The sequence below is a fragment of the Mesorhizobium sp. P3_A10 genome, from assembly GCF_056403175.1.
The window spans coordinates 200,242-223,249 of the sequence record NZ_JBFUFZ010000002.1; the positions used below are offsets into that span (position 1 = coordinate 200,242).

At 64.5% G+C, this 23,008-nt stretch carries 28 protein-coding genes; 6 read left to right on the top strand and 22 right to left on the bottom strand.

Going from position 1 to position 23,008, the window contains the following annotated elements:
- The first annotated feature begins 368 nt into the window (after nt 1-368).
- Nucleotides 369-884, top strand: coding sequence for a hypothetical protein (locus tag AC1DXU_RS07725; protein ID WP_477366565.1), 516 nt, complete (start codon nt 369-371; stop codon nt 882-884).
- 164 nt (nt 885-1,048) lie between these two features.
- On the opposite strand, the gene AC1DXU_RS07730 is transcribed toward AC1DXU_RS07725, so the two are convergent.
- The 4 genes from AC1DXU_RS07730 to AC1DXU_RS07745 all read right to left on the bottom strand — a co-directional run bounded on the left by AC1DXU_RS07730 (nt 1,049) and on the right by AC1DXU_RS07745 (nt 4,196).
- Nucleotides 1,049-2,218 carry an SdrD B-like domain-containing protein gene (locus tag AC1DXU_RS07730; RefSeq protein WP_477366568.1) on the bottom strand — a complete coding sequence of 390 codons (1,170 nt, stop codon included), beginning with the start codon at nt 2,216-2,218 and terminating at the stop codon, nt 1,049-1,051.
- Nucleotides 2,215-3,120 (bottom strand): HTTM domain-containing protein, encoded by a 906-nt coding sequence (locus tag AC1DXU_RS07735; RefSeq protein WP_477366571.1) that lies wholly within the window; start codon nt 3,118-3,120, stop codon nt 2,215-2,217. The genes AC1DXU_RS07730 and AC1DXU_RS07735 overlap by 4 nt, the downstream gene beginning before the upstream one ends.
- The gene (locus AC1DXU_RS07740) at nt 3,104-3,463 is read right to left on the bottom strand and encodes a hypothetical protein (protein WP_477366575.1); all 360 of its coding nucleotides are present in this window, start codon (nt 3,461-3,463) and stop codon (nt 3,104-3,106) included. Before AC1DXU_RS07740 ends, AC1DXU_RS07735 begins: the two co-directional genes overlap by 17 nt.
- Nucleotides 3,464-3,722: 259 nt before the next feature.
- Nucleotides 3,723-4,196 carry an Lrp/AsnC family transcriptional regulator gene (locus AC1DXU_RS07745; protein WP_477366578.1) on the bottom strand — a complete coding sequence of 158 codons (474 nt, stop codon included), beginning with the start codon at nt 4,194-4,196 and terminating at the stop codon, nt 3,723-3,725.
- 110 nt (nt 4,197-4,306) lie between these two features.
- Here AC1DXU_RS07745 and AC1DXU_RS07750 point away from each other — a divergent pair, with 110 nt between their 5' ends.
- The gene (locus AC1DXU_RS07750) at nt 4,307-4,873 is read left to right on the top strand and encodes an RBBP9/YdeN family alpha/beta hydrolase (RefSeq protein WP_477366581.1); all 567 of its coding nucleotides are present in this window, start codon (nt 4,307-4,309) and stop codon (nt 4,871-4,873) included.
- Between the two features lie 99 nt (nt 4,874-4,972).
- Nucleotides 4,973-5,338 carry a VOC family protein gene (locus tag AC1DXU_RS07755; RefSeq protein ID WP_477366584.1) on the top strand — a complete coding sequence of 122 codons (366 nt, stop codon included), beginning with the start codon at nt 4,973-4,975 and terminating at the stop codon, nt 5,336-5,338.
- A gap of 14 nt (nt 5,339-5,352) precedes the next feature.
- Here the strand turns inward: AC1DXU_RS07755 and AC1DXU_RS07760 are convergent, their stop codons facing one another.
- From AC1DXU_RS07760 to AC1DXU_RS07780, 5 genes are all read right to left on the bottom strand, one after another.
- Entirely contained in the window at nt 5,353-6,315 is a 963-nt protein-coding gene (locus AC1DXU_RS07760) for a prohibitin family protein (protein ID WP_477366587.1), read from the bottom strand.
- A 110-nt stretch (nt 6,316-6,425) separates the two neighbouring features.
- On the bottom strand, nt 6,426-6,617 hold the full coding sequence (locus tag AC1DXU_RS07765; protein WP_477366589.1) for a hypothetical protein: 192 nt from the start codon (nt 6,615-6,617) through the stop codon (nt 6,426-6,428).
- Nucleotides 6,618-6,676: 59 nt separating this feature from the next.
- Nucleotides 6,677-7,300 (bottom strand): HD domain-containing protein, encoded by a 624-nt coding sequence (locus AC1DXU_RS07770; protein ID WP_477366592.1) that lies wholly within the window; start codon nt 7,298-7,300, stop codon nt 6,677-6,679.
- A 23-nt stretch (nt 7,301-7,323) separates the two neighbouring features.
- A complete protein-coding gene (locus tag AC1DXU_RS07775) occupies nt 7,324-7,707 on the bottom strand; it encodes a Rieske (2Fe-2S) protein (protein ID WP_477366595.1) in 384 nt (127 codons plus the stop codon).
- A complete protein-coding gene (locus tag AC1DXU_RS07780; protein WP_477366598.1) occupies nt 7,707-8,792 on the bottom strand; it encodes an amidohydrolase family protein in 1,086 nt (361 codons plus the stop codon). Before AC1DXU_RS07780 ends, AC1DXU_RS07775 begins: the two co-directional genes overlap by 1 nt.
- A gap of 173 nt (nt 8,793-8,965) precedes the next feature.
- Here AC1DXU_RS07780 and AC1DXU_RS07785 point away from each other — a divergent pair, with 173 nt between their 5' ends.
- Complete coding sequence (locus tag AC1DXU_RS07785; protein ID WP_477366601.1) at nt 8,966-9,811, top strand: LysR family transcriptional regulator; 846 nt, start codon at nt 8,966-8,968, stop codon at nt 9,809-9,811.
- A gap of 52 nt (nt 9,812-9,863) precedes the next feature.
- Here AC1DXU_RS07785 and AC1DXU_RS07790 read toward each other — a convergent pair whose 3' ends face one another.
- The 11 genes from AC1DXU_RS07790 to AC1DXU_RS07840 all read right to left on the bottom strand — a co-directional run bounded on the left by AC1DXU_RS07790 (nt 9,864) and on the right by AC1DXU_RS07840 (nt 20,831).
- Nucleotides 9,864-10,268, bottom strand: a complete 405-nt coding sequence (locus tag AC1DXU_RS07790; RefSeq protein ID WP_477366604.1) for a hypothetical protein — start codon at nt 10,266-10,268, stop codon at nt 9,864-9,866.
- 237 nt (nt 10,269-10,505) lie between these two features.
- Entirely contained in the window at nt 10,506-11,288 is a 783-nt protein-coding gene (locus AC1DXU_RS07795; protein ID WP_477366607.1) for a sulfite exporter TauE/SafE family protein, read from the bottom strand.
- Nucleotides 11,285-11,743, bottom strand: coding sequence for a DUF6691 family protein (locus AC1DXU_RS07800; protein WP_477366610.1), 459 nt, complete (start codon nt 11,741-11,743; stop codon nt 11,285-11,287). The genes AC1DXU_RS07795 and AC1DXU_RS07800 overlap by 4 nt, the downstream gene beginning before the upstream one ends.
- On the bottom strand, nt 11,740-12,147 hold the full coding sequence (locus AC1DXU_RS07805; RefSeq protein WP_477366613.1) for a YeeE/YedE family protein: 408 nt from the start codon (nt 12,145-12,147) through the stop codon (nt 11,740-11,742). Before AC1DXU_RS07805 ends, AC1DXU_RS07800 begins: the two co-directional genes overlap by 4 nt.
- Nucleotides 12,144-12,470 carry a sulfite-sensing transcriptional repressor BigR gene (gene bigR / locus AC1DXU_RS07810; protein WP_477316896.1) on the bottom strand — a complete coding sequence of 109 codons (327 nt, stop codon included), beginning with the start codon at nt 12,468-12,470 and terminating at the stop codon, nt 12,144-12,146. The genes AC1DXU_RS07805 and bigR overlap by 4 nt, the downstream gene beginning before the upstream one ends.
- Before the next feature lie 2 nt (nt 12,471-12,472).
- Nucleotides 12,473-13,774 carry a bifunctional sulfur transferase/dioxygenase Blh gene (blh, locus tag AC1DXU_RS07815; protein ID WP_477366616.1) on the bottom strand — a complete coding sequence of 434 codons (1,302 nt, stop codon included), beginning with the start codon at nt 13,772-13,774 and terminating at the stop codon, nt 12,473-12,475.
- A gap of 254 nt (nt 13,775-14,028) precedes the next feature.
- On the bottom strand, nt 14,029-16,128 hold the full coding sequence (locus tag AC1DXU_RS07820) for an EAL domain-containing protein (RefSeq protein WP_477366619.1): 2,100 nt from the start codon (nt 16,126-16,128) through the stop codon (nt 14,029-14,031).
- Between the two features lie 138 nt (nt 16,129-16,266).
- Nucleotides 16,267-16,836, bottom strand: a complete 570-nt coding sequence (locus AC1DXU_RS07825; protein WP_477368880.1) for a sigma-70 family RNA polymerase sigma factor — start codon at nt 16,834-16,836, stop codon at nt 16,267-16,269.
- A gap of 391 nt (nt 16,837-17,227) precedes the next feature.
- Nucleotides 17,228-18,379 carry a M20 aminoacylase family protein gene (locus AC1DXU_RS07830; RefSeq protein WP_477366622.1) on the bottom strand — a complete coding sequence of 384 codons (1,152 nt, stop codon included), beginning with the start codon at nt 18,377-18,379 and terminating at the stop codon, nt 17,228-17,230.
- On the bottom strand, nt 18,376-19,626 hold the full coding sequence (locus AC1DXU_RS07835) for an allantoate amidohydrolase (RefSeq protein WP_477366625.1): 1,251 nt from the start codon (nt 19,624-19,626) through the stop codon (nt 18,376-18,378). The genes AC1DXU_RS07830 and AC1DXU_RS07835 overlap by 4 nt, the downstream gene beginning before the upstream one ends.
- Nucleotides 19,623-20,831: a diaminopropionate ammonia-lyase gene (locus AC1DXU_RS07840; RefSeq protein ID WP_477366628.1), complete on the bottom strand. Its 1,209-nt coding sequence runs from the start codon at nt 20,829-20,831 to the stop codon at nt 19,623-19,625. Before AC1DXU_RS07840 ends, AC1DXU_RS07835 begins: the two co-directional genes overlap by 4 nt.
- Before the next feature lie 103 nt (nt 20,832-20,934).
- Here AC1DXU_RS07840 and AC1DXU_RS07845 point away from each other — a divergent pair, with 103 nt between their 5' ends.
- On the top strand, nt 20,935-21,402 hold the full coding sequence (locus AC1DXU_RS07845; RefSeq protein ID WP_477366631.1) for an Lrp/AsnC family transcriptional regulator: 468 nt from the start codon (nt 20,935-20,937) through the stop codon (nt 21,400-21,402).
- Nucleotides 21,403-21,429: 27 nt separating this feature from the next.
- On the opposite strand, the gene AC1DXU_RS07850 is transcribed toward AC1DXU_RS07845, so the two are convergent.
- Both AC1DXU_RS07850 and AC1DXU_RS07855 read right to left on the bottom strand, forming a co-directional pair.
- The gene (locus AC1DXU_RS07850) at nt 21,430-22,029 is read right to left on the bottom strand and encodes a YdeI/OmpD-associated family protein (protein ID WP_477366633.1); all 600 of its coding nucleotides are present in this window, start codon (nt 22,027-22,029) and stop codon (nt 21,430-21,432) included.
- Between the two features lie 28 nt (nt 22,030-22,057).
- Nucleotides 22,058-22,207 carry a hypothetical protein gene (locus AC1DXU_RS07855; RefSeq protein WP_477366636.1) on the bottom strand — a complete coding sequence of 50 codons (150 nt, stop codon included), beginning with the start codon at nt 22,205-22,207 and terminating at the stop codon, nt 22,058-22,060.
- Between the two features lie 73 nt (nt 22,208-22,280).
- On the opposite strand from AC1DXU_RS07855, the gene AC1DXU_RS07860 reads away from it, so the two are divergent.
- Nucleotides 22,281-22,952, top strand: a complete 672-nt coding sequence (locus AC1DXU_RS07860; RefSeq protein WP_477366639.1) for a hypothetical protein — start codon at nt 22,281-22,283, stop codon at nt 22,950-22,952.
- Nucleotides 22,953-23,008: the final 56 nt, after the last annotated feature.

Sequence of the window (23,008 nt, forward strand, 5' to 3'; positions counted from 1 at the left end):
GACTTTTTTTGGGGTGGTCGAAAAACAGGCTCCGAAGCGGTTTATAGACCGGGACGGGGGTGCGCGGATGATGGATGTGGTCTCAATCAGAATCGGTGCGGAACCTGCCGGCTCGGCAGGACGCTCAGGGTTTTTCGCAACCATGGCGAATGCCAATATCGGGTGCCGTTCCTTCCCGCAGTTCAGGAGCATACTGGCGGCGGCGCTGCTTGCCTCGACCATGCTGCTGCCGATGGCCATGGCAACCCGCGCGGCGTCGGTCCTGCCGGAGCCGCGAGACGGATTCCACCGGCCGATGGATCCGAAAGCCCAACTGCAAGAGGCCAAGCGCGCTCTTCTGGCGCTAGCCGTAGGCGGAAATGGTGGGAATGGCGGTAATGGTGGCGATGCCGGTGGAAATGGCGGCGGCGCTGGAAACGGCGGTAATGGTGGCGACGCCGGTGGAAATGGCGGCGGCGCTGGAAACGGCGGTAATGGTGGCGACGCCGGTGGAAATGGCGGCAATGGCGGTGCCGGAAATGGCGGCAACGGCGGAGCCGGTGGGAATGGCGGCGACGGCGGTGCCGGTGGGAATGGCGGCGACGGCGGTGCCGGAAATGGCGGCAATGGTGGAGCCGGTGGAAATGGCGGCGACGGCGGTGCCGGAAACGGCGGCAATGGTGGCGCCGGTGGGAATGGCGGCGATGGCGGTGCCGGAAATGGCGGCAATGGCGGAGCCGGTGGGAATGGCGGCGACGGCGGTGCCGGAAATGGCAGCTCCGGCGGCAACGGCAGCTCAGGCGGGAATGGACGCTTCGGCGGAAATGGCGGCTCCGGCGGCAATGGCGGCGGCCACCCCTGCGGAACTTCACAGAGAACGTCTTGCTGACGCGGCTTGGGCCTAAAGCGCGTCGCGCTGAAGCGGATTCAGGTGACGCGCTTTAAGTCTTTGTTTTTGTGCATGTCGTCCCCCCAAAACCGCTGCGCACTTTTGGGCGACAAGCACTGGGCCGCCTCAAAACCACCAGCGACGGCGGGAATGCGCCGTCAGGGTGCTGCCTAGACCGCGCTACGGACCGGTGCGATAGGCGAAATCGTCGATCGCGGCCTGCCAGTAATGCTGTGTCCGGATCTCGAGCCGCGTGATGCGCCTATAGTCGGCCGCGAAGTAGACCAGCCCGTTGGCCGACAGTATTAGTTGATCCTCATATGCGGGCTCATCGCCCCGCCAGGCCTTCAGGATAAGCGTCTCGCCCTCCGCGCCGTCCCAGCCGGCGCCGAAATAGGCGCCGGTGAAATCGAACGGCTTGTCGCTGAACACCTGCGCGGGGTGGCCAGAGCTGTTGTAGGCGATGAACTCGCCCGACATGGTCGTGTTGATGTAGCCCGGGCCGTCGGTGAAGCGCTGGTGCATGGCAACGAGATTGTACCAGTCGAGCCCGCCATAGCCCGAGGGAACCTCAAACACGCCCGGCGTCGTCATGAGGTCGTCGAAACCGACGACATGCTGGTTGGGCAGCGGCTCCTCGGCAGGTCCGCCTTTGCCCGAAAACGCGGAGAGCACCACTGGCGCTGCGCCGACCACCACGTGCCGCCGCCGCGTGGCTCCGTCGACCGAGACGTCGACCAGCCATTCGCCTGATGTCGCGGGTGCACTGAACCGCCCGTCCGGGCCGACCTTGGCGGCGGCAGTGGCGCCGTCCGGCCCTGTGAGGGAAATGCGCGACCCGGCGGCGACCGCGCCGCTGATCGTCAGATCTGCCGCAAGCCCGACCGGGTGCGTCGTGCGCCGTGCGATCATATCGCCCGGCGATCCGGGTGAAACGACATAGTCGCTCTCCTGCGACGCGTTGCCGGTGGTGACGGAATAACCTGGCGGAGGCACGACCCGGAACGCGTAGTGGCCGGGATCGACGACTTCGCGATCACGCTGGATGACCGACATCCGGAAGTTGGCGAAGCCGCTGACATTGGTCAATCGCATGATGCTGTCGCCCTTCGGCTTGTCGAGTTCGACGGCCACACGCGACATCGGCCGGTCGCCCAGATCGTAGACGCCGTTCCGGTTGAGGTCGCGGAACACCAGCAGCGACGTGTTCATCTGGCCACCGTTGAAGGGACCCCATGCACGCGCGGGATAATAGTCGTCCTGCGCACTGCCGGCATGCGCCGCGCCGCAGACCATAGCCAAACCGATTGCCGTCGCGACGACCGGGGAAAACAACAAACCACGCTTCACGAAACGTCCTCTCCGGCAGTCCCTGCCAATTCGATCCCCTGGAGCCGCGCGATGACCTTGTCGACGGCATCCGCATCGAAATAGGCAAGATAGAGCAACGCCATGGTGGCGCTGAACGTATAGACCGGCAGCGTCAGATAGATGATGGCGTGGAAGGCCAGACCCGGCACCAGCAGATAGCGCCTCGTCGCGCGAAACGGCAGCCCGAAGGCAAAACAATATTCGAGCGCGACCACGGCGAGCGACACGATCGTGGCGAGCCAGGCAAGGCCGGCTGGATAGTCCGAACCCGCATAGTACCAGAGGAATATCGCCTCGATCCGCGCGCCGCTTAGAAAGGCGTAGGTCGACTTGTCGAAGGCGGCGAAGAAATAAAGCACCGAGAGCTGCAGCACGATCAGCCGCAGCCCCCACAGATTGCCGCGCTCTGCCGGCGGCGCAACGCCCATGCGCTCGGCGCGCATCACCGTGAGGTAGCGGTCCAGCGAATAGGAGCGGCCGCAGGGGGTGAGCGCGATCAGCAGCGCTGCGACGGCAAGCAGATAGGCATGATGGTGAGTCCAGGGTTCGCGACCGAGCTGAAAGCCGAAATAGTAATACATCGCCAGCCCGACCGCGCCCGTCCAGACGGCAGCGACGCGGCTGTGATAGCCGACGAAGAGCAGCGCCGTGGCGACGAAGAAGTTGACGGCCAGAAACAGGCCGACCGGCGATTGGTCCATGTAAAGCAGCAACTCACCAGCCCAACGCGACCAGAACAGCATTGCCAGGCCGATGCGGATCAACGCGGACGAACGCGACGAGCCCTCCGAATAGGCCGCCCAGTCGACGAAGCGTGCGGCCATAGCGTGCATCAGACGCCAGCCGGGCCAGTCAGCCATGGCGTCAGTTGGCGCAGGCATTTTCGGCATCGGTATGGATGATCTGCCAGCCGCTGCGCGTGGCCTGCCGCGCGCGTACGCGGATGTCGGCGCCCTGCTCGGCGGCCGTACAAAGCCGTTTGATGACGGAAGCCAGTTCGTCGCGGCTTTCGATCCGCTTCAGCTTGCCGTCGCGGGCAGCGCCGAGCATCTCGAAGCGGTCGAGCGGGAGAAGAGCGCCGTCAGGTCCGCGCTTTTCGAAGGAAGCGTCGATCACGCCCATCCCGATGGCGCTGAACATGGTCCAGGAGCGCAGCCATGCCGATTGCACCCCGAAGACCTGCTCGGCGACCGGGCCGGCGATCATGAACCCGGCGATCGCCATGAATGCGAAAAACCGTAGGCGCCCCGCCGACACCCGCCCAGCAGAGCCCGCATCAATTCTGATTGAGACGACATCCGCCACTTCTGATTGAGACGACATCCGCTACCCGCGCAACCCGTCCCGACCATAGACCGATTCAACAGCCGTTTTTCAACCCATCCCAGAAAAAGTCACGGCTCGACGAGCGACGTGACGGAACGCACATCAAGCGGCGAAGCTGAAGCGCTCGGTTCGCAAGCGCCGGTCCCTGCCGCCTCTGTCACGGCTTCGCCATCAGCTCTCGTCCCAGCCGCTTCGGCGGCTCGGCGCGCAGCACCACGTTGGTCGTCACCGCGCCATAGCGGCCGATGGCATCGACGATGCTTTCGAGATCTGGCGGCGACGGCACGACGACTTTGAGCAGAAAACAATCCTCGCCGGTCACCCGCAACACTTCGAGGACTTGCGGCATCTCGGCGAATTTCTTCAGACAGGCCTGGATGTGCTCATGCGTGGTGCGCAGGCGGATCATGGCCATGGTGCCGAGCCCGAGTGCCGGGGGATCGATCACCGCCCGGTAGCCGGCGATGATGCCGCGCTCTTCCAGCCGCTTCACCCGTTCCGAGGTGGCGGGCTGCGAAAGGCCGACACGTCGGCCAAGCTCCGAAATGCCGATGCGGCCATCCTCCTGCAGGATCTCGACGATCGCTACATCGGTGGGATCGAGTTTTGGACGATAATCGCCGCTTGCCATGTTGCCTTCAATCCATCGGCATCCGCCGCCGCTTTCCGATGATCTCTTATTCCGCGGACGAAGAGAAGGCCTAGAATGACGCCATCGTTCACGAAAACACAGGACTTTCCATGACCGACTTCATCATCCTGCCGGGCAGCGGCGGCTCGGGCGAGGCCCATTGGCAGAGCCGCTGGCAGCGGGCCAACCCGGCAATGCGGCGCTTCAGCCCGGCGAGCTGGGACCTGCCGGATTTCGACGACTGGGTGGCAGCGCTGGAGCGCGCAGTGTCGCAGGCGAAGTCGCCACCGCTGCTCGTCGCCCATAGCCTCGGCTGCCTCCTGGTCGCGCACTGGCAGCGGATCTCAGATCTTGATGTCAAAGCGGCGTTCCTGGTCGCCGTTCCCGATCCGGCGTCGCCAGTCTTCCCTGCCTATGGGCGCCCGTTCGCCGACACGCCACGCGAGCGACTTCGCATTCCCTCGCTGATCGTCACCAGCACCGACGATCCCTACGACCCCCGGGGTTACGCGCAGGAAAAGGCCAGGCAATGGGGCAGTGAATTGCACATCGCCGGACCGCTCGGCCACATCAACAGCGACAGCGGGCTGGGCGACTGGCCGGCGGGAATGGAACTGCTGATCGCTTTCGAGCGAGAGAGACAGGCCGCCGATCAGGAACACACGATCGCACCGTAGGCGCGCCGACGGCTCCCCGCGAACCGTGCGCCGGCGCCTTGCCGCGACCTGTTCCGCCAGGCTATTTCTCGCGAGGGGCGTTTGTGAGGGAGCCTGCGGATGGTGTCCGTCCGGTATCTGGTCCGCGATGTCGAAGCGTCCATCGCGTTTTATACGAGCCATCTTGGCTTCGCGCTGAAGCAGCAATTCGGTCCGGCGATGGCCATCCTGACGCGCGGTGACCTCTCGCTCTGGCTCGCCGGCCCCATGGCGTCGGCCGCCAGGCCGATGCCGGACGGCCGAACACCCGAGCCGGGCGGGTGGAACCGCATTGTCCTCGAAGTTCAGGACTTGCCGGCAATCGCGGCTGGGATGCGCGAGGCCGGCGTGCAGTTCCGCAACGAGATCGTCGAAGGTCCGGGCGGGCGGCAGATTCTTTGCGAAGACCCGTCCGGCAACGTTGTCGAGCTGTTCGAGCCAAGGTAGCTCGCGAGCCTCACTCAGTTCGGCGCAACGGCCGGCGCGCTGAGTTCGAGGAAAGGCACGGTCGAGCCCGGGATCATCGACGTCGGCAATTGCCCGTCCCATTTCTCGGCCTTGGTCAGCTCGACCAGCAGCGGATTGTTGGCAAGGGCGGCGGCACGCGCCTTGATGGCTTCCGCTGTCGCCTCGCCTTCGACCCTGGTCTTGTAGGCGCTGGCCTCGGCTTCGGCCTTGACGCTGTCGGCGCGGCCCTTGGCCTGGGTCACGGCGATGTCGGCCTTGATCTTTTCCTGCTGCAGATTCTGTTCCTGCTTCTGGACTTCGACCTGCGCCGTCATCCTGGCTTCCACCGCCTGTTCGTAGGCGTCGGAGAAGTCGATGTTTTCGACCTGGACGCTGTCGATCATCACCGGGCCGTCGGTCACCTTGGCGATGGCGTCAGCAACATCCTTGTTGAACTTCGCCCGGTTCTGGATCACCGACACCGCATCATACTGGCCGAACACGGTCTTGATCTCCTGCGGCGCCTTTCTGGCAATGACGCGGTCGGCCAGCGCTTCGATCGAGCCGTAATTGGTGTAGACGTTGCTGACTTCGGCGGCCGGCACGTGAAAATTCACGGTGACGCGCATGTCGGCGGGCTGCTGGTCGCGCGAATAGGCCTGCATGGCCGGCAGGCCGCTGCAATCATTCTCGTTTTCGCAACCCCATTTGATGACCTGCTGGCGCAGGCTGATCTTCTCGACCCGCTGCAGCCACGGCAGCTTGAAATGCAGGCCGGGATCGACGACAGAACTCAGCGCGCCATTGGTCAACAGCACGCCGCGGTCGCCCTGGTCGATCGTGTACCAGGAACCGAGAACCGCAAAGACGGCCAGCGCGATGACAACCAGCGCGATCAGGCCGGAGCCGATCGAGCGGGATGCGACCGCCGCTACCTTGTCTGGCAAACGGTTTGAATTGCCTTGTGTGTCGCTCATTGCCCACCCCCGTTTGATTGCCCATAGCATGCATCGACCACGAGTGTGGCGGCAAGATTGCAATCATGTGGATATGGCGGACTTCTCGCGCCAGCTTTTGGCGTTGGGGATCAGCGGGACGGCTCTGACTGGTTTATGGATTTGCCTGGTTCGTCCGTCATGGCCCGATCCTGCCCGGCGCGCTCCTCTTTCTGCCGCTCGGCGTCGGCTTTGCGCTTCGGGCAATCCTCGTAGTCATGGTCGCGCGAGCCGCAGTAGGAGCAGCACTTTGCCGGGGTGTCGGGGCGAAGCATCGTGGCCATGCACAAGAATGCACGAAAACTCATCCGGTTGCAGCACCGTCTGCAGGATGGATACGGCGCTACGCCCTCGCCCGGTCGGCGGCGACCGCATCATCCGACATCGCCACGCGCATTCCGGCTTTGGTCACCGCCGGATCATAGCTCCGGCGGGCAAAGACCTGTCTGACCAGCGGCGCGAAGAATTCCAACGGCATGGTCGGATAGTCCGGGTCGAAACTCGACTGGTCCCATCGCTCGCAGAATTCGGCGCAATCGTCGAAATAGGCGCTGTCGCGGAAGGCATCGCGCTTGTGCGGATTGGCGCCGACATGCTCGCCGTAATAGATGAGCTGGAAGTCGCCATGCTTTTCAACCACCCAGGCGCATTGCTCGCGCACGAACGGCCGGATGATGGCGGCGGCATATTCGTCGTGATTGTAAGGCGCGTAGATGTCGCCGATATCGTGCAGCAGCGCTGACACCACCCAGTCGATGTCGGCGCCGGCATTCCAGGCCCGCGTCGCGGCCTGCAGCGAATGGCCAAGCCGCGTCACCTTGTAGCCGGACAGGGATTTGTCGAGCTCGACCATGGCCGCCAGCAGCCGGTCGGCCGTGCCGGCGGCATATTCGATCTCATGGTCGGTCAGGAAAGCATAATCCTCGCGGTCGCCATCCTTCATCTGGGTGAATTTCACCGTTTCCATTGTCGTCACCTTCTGCTCGCCGCCTAGCGGCCGAGCTCTAGATAGAGGTCGTCGCCGGCGACCTCGACCGGAAATGTTTTTGCCTTCAGCCTGTCGTCAACGAGGCATTTTCCCGACCTGATCTCGAACTCCCAGCCGTGCCAGGCACAGCGGACGATTTCGCCTGAGCGCTCATAGACGAACTCCGCCCGGTCGGTCTGTCTGGTGGTTCCGCATACCGGCCCTTCGCAAAGCCGCCCGGCCCGGTGCGGGCAGATGTTGAGCAAGGCGGCATAGCCATTATCGAGCTGGAATATGCCGATGCTGATGCGGCCGAAGGCGACGATCCTGGGCTGCCCGATCGCGACCTCGTTGACCTTGCAGGCAAAGGTGCGGCCTCGGACTGGCGTGGCTGCTGTGGCCGTCATCACGCGACCCTCGCGGTGGCGGCGGGGGCTTCGATGCGCTTGTAAACCTCCAGCGCATTCAGCCCCATCACCTTGTCGCGCCAGGCCGGCGGGATGTGGATGTTGGTCGGCGCGTCAAAATCCCAGTGCGGATAGTCGGAGGCGAAAAGCAGCGTGTTCTGGCCATCCATATGCTCCAGCGTTTCCCAGAGATGCCGGACGTTTTGCGGCTGTTCGAGCGGCTGGGTGCTGAAGCGGATGTTGCGGCGGCAATATTCCGACGGCAGCATCTTCAGCCACGGCGTCTCCTTGCGCAACGCCTTGAAGTTGGCATCGAGCCGCCACATCAGCGACGGCACCCATGAAACGCCGCATTCGATGACGACGAAGTAGAGGTCGGGATACTTCTCGAACACGCCGTTGGAAATCATGCTGACGACATGGGTCATCGCCGGCTGGCTGAGCAGCGCGTGCGTTTCCCAGTAATAGGTCGTCGGGCCGCTGGCGATGGCATTGTGGTTGACGCCACCCTGGCCGCCGAAATGGATGGCGAAGGGCAACCCGACTTCGGCGCAGGCCTCGAAGATCGGATGATAGAACGGATCGCCGTAAGGACGTTGCGAGCCGTGGCTGGCCAGCACCTGGACAATGTCCTTGTGGGCGCCGAGACGCCGGATCTCGGCGGCGGCACCGTGCGGGTCGGTCGGCGAAATGATGATCGATCCCTTGAAGCGCCGGTCCTTGGGCAGCCACCAGTCGATCATGTAGTCGTTGTAGGCTTTCACTAGCGCGTTGGCGTAGTGATAATTGGCCAGCGTCGAGGCTTCCAACGGCTCGTCGGCGGTGAGGATTGCCACGTCGATATCGTAGAGATCGAGGTGCTTTTCCTTCATGATCAGGTAGTTGTCCTCCTCGGCCTGCGGCCGGATGTCGTGCCGCGAAAACCCCTCGGGATGCAGCCATGGCCGGTGGCCATGCGGAAAGCTTCCTGCCGGGCCCGGCTTTTCGCCGCGAACCAGGAAGTCGCGCCAATAGGGTTCGAGATAGGGCAGCAGAACCTCGGCGCTGGACCAGTAGTTGTGGACGTCGGTGTCGACGATGAACATGGATGAATGACCTGCCGTGGAGGATGTCTGAAAGGCGCTGCAAATCTGCGCCTCGACATGGAATCCGGCAACGCAATCCGGGGCAGAATGTTAATCGAAGATTTCGATTAGCCATTGTCGGGCCGGGCCAAAAGGCGCTAGCCATTGCGGAGCTTTTTCGCTGGGTGGCCAAGATGCAGATCGAACTGCTCGACACGTTCCTCGACCTGATCGAGACCCGCAACTTCAACCGCACCGCGGAGCGGCTGGGTATCACTCAGTCGACCGTTTCGAGCCGTATCCGTTCGCTCGAGGCACTGCTCGACAAGCAGCTCTTCATCCGCGGCAAGAGCGGGACGGAGCCGACCGTTGCCGGCCTCCGCTTCGAGGACCATGCGCGCGCCGTGAAGCTCAGATGGCTCGATGCCCGCCGCGAGATCCAGTCGGTCGGCAAGTTCGACCAGCTGATCCGCATCGGCATCCAGTTCGAACTCTATGAGCGCGTGCTGGAGGGGTGGCTGGAATGGGTGCGGACGACGCTGCCCAAACTGGCGATCTATGTCGAGATCGACTATTCCAACCAGATGATCCTGGATCTCACCACCGGAAGCCTCGATCTGGCGGTGCTCTACTCGCCACAACATCTTCCCGACATGCATTACGAGCAGATCGCCGAAGAGAATTTCGTCATGGTGTCGACGCGCGGTGTCGTCTTCGACGCGGTCACGCCGGCGGACTATATCCGCGCCAACTATTCCGCCTTCTTCAACCGCGCCCACAGGCAGATGCTGCCGGAACTGGAAAACGTCCCGCTGTCCACAGGAAATGGCGGCGCCGTCGCCTACCTGCTGCGAAGCCGGGGCGGCACGGCTTTCGTCACCGAAACGGTGGCGACGAAATTGCAGCAGGAGGGCGTGGTGCAGCCGGTTGCCGATGCGCCAAAAATCTCACATCCGATCTACTCGGCCGTGCATGTCAGGCATCACCATTCGCATACGCATCTACGACTGCTGAAGGCGCTCAAGTCGATGACCGCTTGAGGCTTCCCGTCTGGGGAAAGTCGTTCCCGCTGGGAACCTGGTGGCAGGCGGATCAGTCGTCACCCCCGCCATCTCCGCCACCATCGCCACCGCCGCCACCATCGCCGCCGCCATCGCCGCCGCTATCGCCACCAGCATGATCGCCGTCGTGGTCGCCGCTCTCGTGATCGCCGCTGTTGTGCTCGCCGCTCTCGTGATCGCCCTCATCGTCACCCTGGTCGCCGTGATGCTCGCCGGTGTCGACGCCATCGCCATTGTGTTCGTCGCTGTCGTCGTCACTTTCCGTGGCGACATGTTCGTTCTCGCCAGTGGTGGTCGCGTCCTGGCTGTCATCATCCGGGAGGGTGACCGTCGGTCCGGCCCCATGGTCGGAAACCTGGGTCGCGAACGCATCGGTAGCCATAAAGACACCCAGCAAGCCGATCGAGGTCGTTACCAGCAGAGGGAACTTATTCATCGTCGTCTCCGATTTCGGCACGCCAGCCACTGTGCCTAGCCTCGGCTTTATCCGCCCGGCCGGATTATGATGCCCTTAAACGGGTCGTATCAATTTTAGCAGTTGCTTATTTTTTGTCGGTGACTCCTGTCGAGCGGCGCGGCCGCGCGATGCTCAGGCCCAGCCGACATGAGGGGCGGCGGGCCTGCTGTGTCTGGCGGCACCCGAGATGTTCGAAGGCGTATCCGGGTGGACTTTCTACCAGCCGAACAGCTGGCTGCCGCTGCGGTAAAGCACATAGGCGGCGACGACAAAGATCAGGGCGGCGAAGATTCGGCTAAGGGTGTCCTTCTGTCCGGCCAGCCGCGTGGCGAGCATCATGCCGAGCAAGCCGCCAAGAATGCCGCCGCCAATAAACTCGATCACAACCACCCAGTCGACCATTCCGGACAGCGCATAGTTTGCCGCGGTGGCAAGGCCGAAGGTGCCGACGGCCAGAAGCGAGGACCCGACGGCATTGATGGTCGGCATGCGTGTAGCGAGGATCAGCCCGGGCACGATGAGGAAGCCGCCGCCTATGCCGAAGAAGCCGGAAGCCGCGCCGGAAACCACCGCGACACCGGCCGTCGCCGCGCACATGCGGCGGTCCGCCTTGCGGATGCCAGATGCCTGGGCGCTGCGCGGCCTGAGCATCAAGGCGCCCACCGCCGTCATCAGCAGGCCGAACAGGAAGAGCAGACGCTGGCCATCCATGGCCTTGCCGAGCGTCGAGCCGGCCAGCGCGCCAACCGTGCCGACAAGGGCGAAGACGATGGCGCAGCGCCACCAGACATGGCCCTTGCGCGCGTGGCCGAGCAGGTTGGCATAGGCGTTGACGGAGACCGCAAGCGCGCCCGTCCCGATCGCGATGTGGGGACTGGAGACACCGACGACATAGAGCAGCAGCGGCGTCGCCAGGATCGATCCGCCGCCGCCGATCAGGCCGAGCGTGAAGCCGACGAGGCTGCCGGAGCCGATGGCCTCGAGGATGGGACCGGTCATGACGGCCGGCCTGCGAGCAATCGCTTGTCGAGGCGGGCGATGAGGCGGTCATGGACCGTCATGCCGACGATCATCGCGGTGACGAACAGAAAGGAAGGCGCCAGGCCGAGCGTCAGGCTTGCCAGTGCAGGGCCGGGACAGAAACCGGCCATGCCCCAGCCGATGCCGAACAGGGCCGAGCCCATGACCAGCCGCCGGTCGATCCTGCTCTCCGACGGCAGATGGAATGCCCGGTCGAAAACCGGCCGCCTCATGCGCCGCGACAGCCACGTGCCAAGCATCGCCACGGCGACGGCTCCGGTGAGCACGAAGGCGAGGCTGGGGTCCCAGTCGCCCGCGACATCGAGGAAACCCCTTACGCGAGCGGGATCGAGCATGCCGGAAAGCGACAGGCCGAAACCGAAGACCGCACCCGAGACGAGGGCGGCAAGAAAACGCAATTTATGGTGACTCACAGTCCGGCGATCCTCATGAGAGTAACGGTCGCGACCCCAGTCGACAGGAAGGTCAGCACCGCAACGAAAGAGCGAAGTGACAGGCGGGCGAGGCCGGCAACGCCGTGGCCGCTGGTGCAGCCCGAGCCCATGCGCGAGCCGACCCCGACCAGCAGGCCGGCGGCGGCAATCATCGGCAGCGAGGCAGTGATCGTCACTGACGGCCAGTGGCCGAAACCGGCCTGGAACAGCAGCGGGCCGATGAGCAGGCCCATGACAAAGGCCGCGTTCGTCGAGGCGCGCGCCAGCAGCAGCCGGCCGACAATGCCGCTGACGCCGGCGATGCGGCCATTGAGAAGCAGCAGCAGGCTGGCCGAGAGGCCAATGAGCATGCCGCCGAAAAGCGAAGGCCAGTAAGACATCATGGCGTCGCCGGCTGCGCGCAGAAGATGGTGTAGAGCGCTTCGACGAGGCGTGCGGCCTTGGCCTCCGTCAGGCGATAGAAAATCTGCTTCGCCTCGCGCCGCGTCTCGACGATGCCGGCGTCGCGCAGCACGGTGAGCTGCTGCGACAGCGACGGCTGGTGGATGCCGAGTTCCTCCTCGAGCTGGCCGACGGAATATTCGCCTTCGACCAGCGTACAGACGATCATCAGCCGGGCGGGATGGGAAAGGGTCCGCAACAGGCCGGCCACCTCCCCTGCCTTGCCTTCCATGTCGGCGCGGGTGATTGCGGATGATATCGCCATGATCAACCCCACGCCGCGCCGGCAAGCGCATCGAGCGGAAATTTCAGGTAGCGCCGGCCATTGTCTTCCGGCTCCGGCAAGCGCCCGCCGCACACATTCACCTGCAGCGCGTGCAGGATGAGCTTGGGCATCGGCAGCGTGCGGTCGCGCGCCTGGCGAAGCGCGACGAAGGCCGCCTCGTCGATCCCGGCAATGTGCGGGTTCGATCGCTTCTGCCCGGCGACCGTGCTTTCCCAGCGCGGCTCGCGGCCGCCCGGCTGGTAATCGTGGCCGGTGAACAGACGCGTTTCATCCGGTAGCGCCAGGATCCGCTGGATCGATCCCCACAGGGCCTTCGCGCTGCCGCCGGGGAAATCCGCCCGCGCCGTGCCGCTGTCCGGCATGAACAGCGTGTCGTGCACAAGGGCCGCGTCACCGATCACATAGGTGACGGACGCCAACGTATGGCCCGGCGAGAACAGCACATGGGCGTCGATCGAACCGACCTTGAAGCGATCGCCATCGGCAAACAGCCGGTCCCATTGCGAGCCGTCCGCCGGCAGCGTAGGCCAGTTGTAAATTCCCTTCCAGAGACGCTGGACGTCGACGACGCGGGCACCTATCGCGGTCGGCGCACCCGTCCTGCCCTTCAGGTAGGACGCGGCCGACAGATGATCGGCGTGCGGATGGGTGTCAAGGATCCACTGGACCGTTAGGCCATTGTCCGCGACATAGGCAAGGATGGCATCGGCATTCCCGGTGTCCGTCGCGCCGGACTTTTCGTCGAAGTCGAGCACCGGATCGACGATGGCGCACAGCTTCGTCGTCGGGTCGGACACGACATACTGGATACTTGAGCTGCGCGGATCGAACAGGCCCCAGACGGCGGGCCGCGCGACCGGCGGATGCGCAGCGAGCCAGGCCTCGGCGCCGGCGAGATTGAAGCCATGCGCGTCGCCGAAGGCCCGCACATACTGCGTGTCCATGCGTCCGTCCAGCACTTCGCCGATGACATGGAGCGTCAGGGCGCGCGTGCCGCTCTTGCAATGGGCGAGCACCGGCCCCTCGGCAGCGGCGATCGCCGCCTGGAAAGCCCGCACATCGGCTGTCGTGATGGTCGCGCCGGTAACCGGGATATGGACATAGGTAAGGCCGGCCTTGCCGGCCGCCGCCTGTTCGGCGGCGGAAGCGGGCTGGCCGATTTCCTCGCCGTCAGGCCTGTTGTTGATGATGGCCGCAAAGCCCTGCGCGGCCAACAGCGGAAAAGCCCCTAGCGGAGGCTGCCCCATGACCGAGAGCTTGTCGGTAATCCTGACGGGCTGCATGACCTCTTTTCCTTTGCGGTCTTTCAATATATGATTGCATATAATGTATAATGATTGGAAGTCAACAGCCTTCGCCAAGCCACCCAAAGCGCTGTAGGGCTGCGACTGGATACAGTCGGGAGCGTGCCCCGTGTTCGTGCGAAAAGACGGCTCTAGAGCGTTTCATCGTTTCACGGAAACGAAGAACCGCTCTATCTCTTTGTTTTGACGCAATTCCGGACGGAAAACCGTTTCACACTTTTCCTGGAATTGCTCTAGGCCTGCCGCCTCTCGCGCAAAGCCACCTGGGCGGTCGCTCGCGCCACGATCGCTTCCAGCGGCTCGGGCCGGTGCAGCAGAAAGCCCTGACCGGAGTCGACGCCCATATCCCTCAGCATGTCGAGCGCCGTCTGCTGTTCGATCTTCTCGGCCACCACGGAGCAGCCGAGGCTTCTGGCGATACTGGTGATGGCCAGCACGATCTCGCGATCGAAGCGGCTTTGCACGATGTGCTCGATGAAGGAGCCGTCGATCTTGATCGTGTCGACGGGAAAGCGCCGGAGGTACTCGAACGAACTCATGCCGGCGCCGAAATCGTCGAGGCTGACGCGGCAGCGCCGCTCACGCGCCTTGCGCACGAACTGTTCGGCGGCATCGAAATTGGTGACGGCCGCGGTTTCGGTGATCTCGAAACCGATACCGCAATGCGGCGTCCCGGTCTCGTCGATGACGCTGTCGACAAAGTCCCACAGTTGCGGGTCGCTCAGCGTCTGCGCCGACAGGTTGAAGCCGAGCGTCAACGCGCCCGCTTTCAGCGCCGGGCCGTAGGTCGAGAGCGCCGTCCTGATGATCCAGCGGTCGAGCCGCGAGGCGATGCCAAAACGTTCGGCGACCGGGATGAACTCGACCGGCGGGATCAGCTTGCCGTTGCGCCCGACCAGCCGCGCCAGAACCTCGACATGACGGCTCTGTTCCCATGGCCGTCCGAGCAGATGGATTTCCTGGCCGAACAATTTCAGCCTGCCATCTTCCATGGCATCGACGGTATCGGCTGCGACGCGCGCCGCGTTGAGGCCGCCTGAGCCCGATGCCGTCTCGGCGGAGAATACCGCGAAGCGATTGCGCCCGGCAGCCTTGGCCGCGTAGCAGGCGTCGTCGGCGCAAGCCAGCGCGTCGGCCACCGTGGTGTTGGGATCGTCGACAAAGGCGATGCCGATGCTGGCTGCGAGCTTGCGCGACGTTGCCGCCAGTCCGAGGTCGGCATCGCGAACCGCGCCAAGAACAGCAGCGGCCAGCCTCTCGGCCTGCGCGGCATCGCAGTTCGGGACAAGCAGTGCGAACTCGTCGCCACCCAGCCGCGCGGCATGCGCCGATGACGGCAGGCGGCGGACAATGCCGCCGGCAACGCTCTTCAGCGCCATATCGCCGGCGGCGTGGCCGGCGAAGTCGTTCAAGGCCTTGAAGTAGTCGAGGTCGACATAGAACACCGCCAGCGGCAGCCGGCGCACCGTGGCGATATGATCGGCCAGCAGCCTGTCGAAGGCGGTGCGGTTCAAAAGACCGGTCAGCGCATCGTGATGCGCCGCATAGGCAAGCTCCCGCTCGCGCAGCTTGGCCTCGGTGATGTCGCGCACGGTGCCCAGGATCTGGCCGGCCGAGCCGGCGGCGATGAAGCGCACCAGCGATTCCACATGCCGGATTTCGCCGTCGCGCTTGACGATACGGTATTGCGAGGCGATGACGGCATTCGAGCCGACGGGCACCTGGTGAGCGTGCTCGGTGACTTCCTTGTCCTCGGGATGCAGATAGGTGTGCCAGAGATCGGCCGTCACCTCGTCGGTGTCGGCGACCAGGCCGAAGATGTCCCTGGTGCGCGCATCCCAATAGCTCTTGTGGGTGCCGATATCATGGTGCCAGATGCCGGTGCCGCTGGCGGCAAGCGCCAGGCCGAAGCGGATATTGACCTGTTCGAGCTGGGCTTCCGCAGCCTTCTGCCTGGTGATGTCGGTCTGCACACCCATCAGCCTGACCGGCTTGCCGGCGGCATCGTGCTCGACCACACCACCGCGATCCAGCACCCAGACCCAGTGACCGTCCTTGTGCCGCAGCCTGAGCTCGGTCTCGATCGAAGGAGTCAGGCCGGCAATGTGGCGGTCGCCGCTGGCCTGCGCCCGCTCGCGATCGTCGGGATGCGTCAGTTTCAGCCAGAGATCGCTGCTGTTGGCCAGTTCGCCATCGTCATAGCCCAGCATGCGCGACCAGGTGGGCGAGTAGAAGCAGTCGCCGCTCGCCAGATCCCAGTCCCAGACGCCAAGATGGGCGCGCTCAAGCGCCAGCGCCCAGAACTCTCCGTTGCGTGTTTTCTGTTTGGCCATGCCCTGGCTTTGCCCGCCCTTTTGCGGCCAATGTGCACAAAACCAGAGAAGAAACCGTTACCGGCGACCGGCGCCCACATACCGGGCAACGGTTGTAGTTGGGCGTCATCATGCCGTGCGGCCTCATCATGCCACCCATCATGCCATCGGTGCCCTGATCGCAGTCAGGTTTTTCCGACCTGTCGGGGCCTCGGTCTCGAAAATCCTTATCGAGCGGCGGCGCGCGGTGTCGTAGAGCAGGCCGCGCAGTTCCTCACGTCCGCGCGCGATGCGCGACATCAGCGTGCCGGCCGGCACGCCGAGCATCTCGGCGGCCTCGGCGTTGGAAAAACCTTCGATGGCAACCGTCGTCAGCGCGGCGCGCCTGTCAGGGCTGACCGCCTGCAGGGCGTCGATGATCTCGCGCGCGGCGACGGCCTCCAACTGATCGGCAGGAGCAGCCTGCACGTCGCCGGCCTCCAGCGGCAGCATCGAGGCCTCGCCGCGCCGGTTCAGCTTGCGCACCTGATCAATGAACAGATGATGCATGATCGTGAACAACCATTTTCTGGGGCTTTCGCCCGTCTGCCAGTTGTCGAGCCGTTTAAGCGCCCGTTCCAGACAGTCCTGGACGAGATCGTCGGCGGAATCGCGGTCGCGCAGAAGCGAGCGCGCATAGCGCCGCAAACGCGGGATTTCGTCGAGGATGGCTCTCTGCTTCTCGTCCATGACCTGTCTTTGTTTCGGCATGCCGTTGCCGCAAAATCGCTACGCCCTCGGGTCGAGCCCAAGGGCATGACTGCTACCGGCCGTGCGATCATGGCCCCAAGGGACTATAGGCGCATCCCCCGCCCGGCCGATGCGCAGCCGCAGGAAACCGGGGCAAGCGTGGCAAGCATGATTCGCATTGCTTCCCCGCGATCCGACGGCGGTGGATTTGTCTCAGCCGGGACGGCGATGCTGGGGCTGGGCGGAACACGGTTTGGGGAATGCGGGGGCAGCATCCCGGCGCCGCTCAAACACCGCGAAGCGATTGCGCCCGGCAGCCTTGGCTGCGTGGCAGGCGTCGTCAGCGCAGGCCAGCGCATTGGCCGCCGTGGTGTTGACGTCGTCGACGGCCTCACCCCCCAGGCAAGCGCTGGCGCGCAATCGCGGCGTGGAAGCGGGCGCCGTGCAGCAGGCCTTCGTCGTTGAAGTCGTAGGACGGGTTGTGCAGCGGGGCGGAGTTGCCGTTGCCGAGGAAGACGAAGCATCCCGGCACATGGTCGAGGAAGCGGGCAAAGTCCTCAGAGCCGGTCATCGGTTCCGCCGCGACGCCGACGGCGTCGGCGGCCAGCACGCTCCTGGCGGCGGCGAACGCCTCGTCGACCATTGCCGCATCGTTGACCAGCGGCACGAATTCGCGCGTGTAAGTCACCTCGGCCGAGACGTTGTAGGCCTGCGCAGTGCCCTCGGCGATGCTGCGCATCTGCTTTTCGATCTCGGCGCTGACTTCGGGGCGAAAACTCCTGGCGTCGCCAAGAATGCGCGCCAGGCCGGGCAGCGCGTTGCGGGTGCCGTCGGTGATCAGCTCGGTGACGGAGACGACGCCGATATCGGCCGGGCTCAGCCGGCGCGAGACGATGGTCTGCAGCGCGGTGACCAGCGCGCAGGCGGCGACCAGCGTCTCGCTGCCGGAATGCGGCCGCGCCGCATGGCCGCCGACGCCTTTCAGCACGATCTCGAAATTGTCCTCGGCCGACATGAACGAGCCAACGCGTGTCTCGAAATGGCCGACCGCCAGACCCGGCATGTTGTGCAGGCCAAAAATCTCCTCGAAGGGAAAGCGCTGCAGCAGGCCGTCATCCAGCATGGCGAGCGCGCCCCTGCCCCACTCCTCGGCCGGCTGGAAGATGAAGCGCACGGTGCCGTCGAAGCCGCCTTCGCTGGCCAGCAGCTTTGCCGCGCCAAGCAGCATCGAGGTGTGGCCGTCATGGCCACAGGCGTGCATGGTGCCAGGCGTCTGCGAGCGATAGGTCTGCGTGCCCTGTTCGGCGATGCGCAAGGCATCCATGTCGGCGCGTAAGGCAATCGCCCGGTTGCCGCCGCCGCGCGTCAGCGTGCCGACGACACCGGTGCCGCCGATGCCCTCGGCGACGTCCAGCCCGAATTCGCGCAGTTTTTTGGCGACGAAGGCAGACGTGCGCTTCTCCTCGAAGCCGAATTCGGGATGGGCATGCAGATCCTGCCGCCACGCGGTCATTTCGTGATGAAGTGCGTTGAGATCGGTCATCTCGAGCCCCCCTTCTGTTGCGACGCAAGCCTGGCGGCGACGCCAAGCAAGATATTCGCCCCCGCGACCAGTTCGTCGTCGGCGGTGTATTCCGCCGGGTTGTGGCTGATACCGCCCCGGCTCGGTACGAAGATCATCGCAGACGGCGCGATCCGCGCAATCATCTGTGCGTCATGCCCGGCGCCCGACGTCATGCGCCGGCACGAGAGACCATGGGCCTTCGCCGTTGCCTCGATGAGGTCGACGATGCGGCTATCGAAGGTCACCGGTTCGAAGCGCGCCAGCCTTTCAACCGCGATTGTCACGCCCGCGTTGTCGGCGAGCGCATCGAGATAGGAAGCGAGCGCCGCTTCCTCGACCTGGAGCCGATCCTCATCGGGATCGCGCAGGTCGACGGTGAAGCTCGCCCGCGACGGGATGACGTTGATAGCGTTCGGTTCGAAGGCGATGGTGCCGACCGTCGCCACCGTGGCCGGCGAAGCACTGGCGCGATCCTGCAGGAAGCTGATGACGCGGGCGGCGGCAGCACCGGCATCCCTGCGCATCGACATCGGCGTGGTGCCGGCATGGTTGGCAACGCCGTCGATGGTGACGCGCTGCCAGGAAATGCCTTGCAGGTTCTCGACAGCGCCGATGGCCACGCGCTCGCGCTCCAGCACCGGACCCTGCTCGATATGCAGCTCGACATAGGCATGCGGCCTAAGGAAGCCCGGCTGGTGCACACCGGCATAGCCGATGCGTTCGAGTTCCCGGCCGAGCACCGAACCATCGGTGCCGACGACGGCAAGCGCTTCCTCGATGCCGAGGCCGCCGACAAAGACCAGCGAGCCCATCATGTCGGGCATGTAGCGCACACCTTCCTCATTGGTGAAGGCGGCGACGACGATCGGACGCGCGGGCGCAAAACCGGCCTCCTTCAGGCTCACGATCGCTTCGAGCCCGGCGAGCACGCCATAGCAGCCATCATAGATGCCGGCATCGATCACCGTGTCGATATGCGAGCCGAGGAGAATGGGAGCCTTGTCCTCGTTGTCACTGGTTTTCCAGATGCCGAAGATGTTGCCGATGCGGTCGATGGCGACCTCCAGCCCACTCTCGCTGAGCCAGCCGACGAGACGGTCGCGGCCGATCCTGTCCATGTCGGAAGCCGCGACCCGAACCAGCTGTCCCTGCGCATCGCGGCCAAGCGAGCCCAGTTCGCGAATGCGGTCGAGCAAGCGGCTGGAATTGATGGTCGGATTGCTCATGCCATCGGTCCTGCCCGTGCCTTGGCAACCTCGTCCGACGCCATGCCGACAAGCTCGCCATAGCGGCCGGGATCGGTGGCGCCTTCGGTGTTGATGACCAGCACGCGCGCGTTGGCATCGAGGCCAAGGGCTGCTCGCATGTCCTGAGCCGTCACAGCGCGGATCAGTCCCGCCAGCCCGGCCCCGCCGCTCTCGCCGGAGACAATCGCGGGATCGCTGCCTGACGGCCGCGCCAGCCGGTTCATGACCGCGATCGCATCGCCCTCGTCGACCGTCATGAAGGCATCGGCGACCCGCGCCAGCACCCGCCAGGCGAGCGGCGAGGCCTCGTAGCATTCGAGCATCGCCATAACCGTCGGTGCGTCATGCGCGATTTTTACAGGGTGCCCGGCCTTGGCCGTTGCATAAATGCACGCCGCCCGCGCGGGCTCGACCACCACGACCATCGGTCTCTGCTCGCCAAACAGTATGCTGAAATGACCGGCGACGGCCGCGGCGAAGCCGCCGACGCCGGCCTGCAGGAAGACATGCGTCAGCGGTTGGCTGAGATGGCGCAGCGCCTCGCGCACCATCACCGTATAGCCTTGCATGACCAGCCCCGGGATGCGCTCATAGCCCGGCCACGAGGTGTCGGAGACGACGGTCCAGCCCTGCTCCGCCGCGACCCTTGCGGCTTCCACTACCGACTGGTCGTAACTGCCATCGACCCGCACCATCTCGGCGCCGAAGCGAGCGATTGCCGCGACGCGCTCGTCGCTGACGCCTGAGTGGACGAAGATGACCGATCGGGCGCCGACCAGTTGCGCGCCTTGCGCCACCGAGCGGCCGTGATTGCCGTCGGTGGCGCAGGCGAAAGTCATGCCGGCGGCGACTGCCGCCACCTCGGGCGCATGCAGGTCGCCAATGTCGACGCCGCGGCCGAGCCGCTTTTGCGCCTCCTCCAGCACCAGCCGGATGACGGCGTAGGAGCCGCCCAGCGCCTTGAAGCTGCCGAGCCCGAGCCGAAAGCCTTCGTCCTTGACGTGGAGCGAACCCAGCCCAAGTTCGGCCGCCATCGCCGGCAAGGCATGCAGCGGCGTTTCCGCATGATTGCGCCGCTCAGCCAAGAAGCGTTCGGCCTCTTCGGCCCCGACCACGCCCAGCGTCGTGGCATCGGCGGGGTCGAGCGGCGCGCGATGTTCGGGCGAGCGGTTGAGCAAAAACATTGGCAGCCGTTTCCTGTGATGACGTATGTCTATTGCAACAAGGGCGAGAGTTGCGCTCTGTTTGGGCCCTTCGAATGCAAGTTTGTTTCGTCTGGAGCGGAAAATGCCGCAAAGCCTCGACAGTTTCGACCGCGCCATCCTCGCCATCCTGCAGAAGGACAACACGACGCCGCAGCGGGTGATCGGCGAGGCCGTCAACCTCTCGGCGCCGGCCGTGCAGAGGCGCATCCGGCGTATGGAGGAAAGCGGCGTCATCCGCGCCAATGTCGCCCTGGTCGACCCGGCCAAGGTCGGCCATCCGATCACGCTGTTCGTCGAGGTGGAGGTGGTCAGCGAGCGCGCCGCGCTGATCGACGCCGCCAAGCGCGACTTCGCCTCGGTGCCCGAGGTGCAGCAGTGCTACTACGTGACCGGAGAAGCCGACTTCATCCTCGTCGTCACCGTCGCGACGATGGCCGACTACGAGGCGCTGACAAGGCGGCTGTTCTTCGAAAACAACAACGTCAAGCGTTTTCGCACTTTTGTCGCCATGGACCGGGTCAAGGTGGGGCTGGAGGTGCCGGTGGGGTGAGGAGCCGCGAACCGAGCGAGCCGAGCGTCACTTCCTGCCCTGCGGGTAGATCGTCTCGCCGCGCTTCAGCATCTCGACGAAGGTGTCGATCTTTTTCCTGCGCCCCGCCTCGGTCTTCATGTTGTGGGTGCGAAAGGCGAGCGCGAAGCGGTTCTGCGCGCTGAGCTTTCCCAGCATCTCTTTGGCTGCCGGCTCGGCGTCGATGGCCGCCTGCAAATCGTCGGGGATTTTCATATCCTTGCCGCTTGCATAGGCGCGCGCCCAGCGACCGTCGGCCTTGGCGGCGTCGACCTGTTTCAGCCCATGCCCGGTCATGCGGCCCTCCTCGACAAGCCGGGCGACATTGTCGATGTTGATCTGGCTCCAGATGCTCTTCTTGCCACGCGGCGTGTAGCGCTGCAAAAAGCTCCTGTCGTCAAAACCCTTGCGCACGGCGTCGATCCAGCCCCAGCACAGCACGGCATCGATGGCCTCCTTCGGCGTGATCGACGGCAGGCCTGAGCCGACCTTGTGCACCTTGATCCAGACCTCGGTCTCACTGTCGTGGTGCTTAGCGAGCCAGGCGTAGAAGCTGGCTGCGTCGGGGAATTCGTGCACCTTGTCGGGATCGACCTTGACCGGCGCCATCACAGGAGCATCCGCGTCTCGATCGTTGTCATCGTTCTCGTCCCTCCGGTGCCGCCATGGTCGTCTGGATGAAGCAACCGCCGGACCTCGTCAACAGCCGCTGTGGCTTGCCATGCTGCCGCGCGAGGCCGCGCTCGTTCTCGCCGTCGCCAATGTCCATGGCGGTTTTTCCCGCCATGATGTAGCTTCCGAAAAATCTTCTATCCCTATGTTTTTGTTCCGGACATCTCACCCTCACCTCGGGAAATGCCATGCGATCGATGCTCCTCGGCCTCGCCTTGCTGCTTGCAAGTTTTCTGTTCGCTGACGCTGCACTCGGCGAGCCGATCGAAACCCAGAAAATCATCGCCGCGGCCACCGGTGACTGGAACGGCGACGGCGCCACTGACCTGGCGATGATCGTGGAAACAGAACCCGGCACTGCCATGGACATGCATTTTTTCCTCAGGGACAAGGAACACAATTTTCTCAAGCCTGCCGGGGTCGTGCAGGAGCAGATGTATGGCGAATGGAACGGCTACGACCGGCCGGGCTACGAGGCCTCCTATGTCGAGCCGGAACTGACCGCGCTGCCGAACGGCTCGATCAAGCTCTATATACCGGGCATACCGATGAATGGCGCACGGACCGACCAGACGCTGACGATTGCCTGGCGCAACGACGCCTTCGTCGTCGCCGGCTATGCCTATGACTATCACGACTACATGAAGGACAATGTCGCAAGCGACTGCGACTACAATCTGCTGACCGGCAAGGGCAAAAGCAGCAAGATGCAGCCGGATGGCACCAGGGTGCACAGGATCGTATCGGTCGCAGGCAAGGTCGTCCCGTTTGCCGTGTGGGACAGCGGCGCCAGCGCTACCGATTGCGGGAGTGAGCAGACCGGTTCGCGAAGCGAACTCATCGTGCCGGTGACACGATGAAAGGCCAGCGAACGCCGGGACGCTGCGCAGCAGCAGGGACCCGGCAGGCGGACACC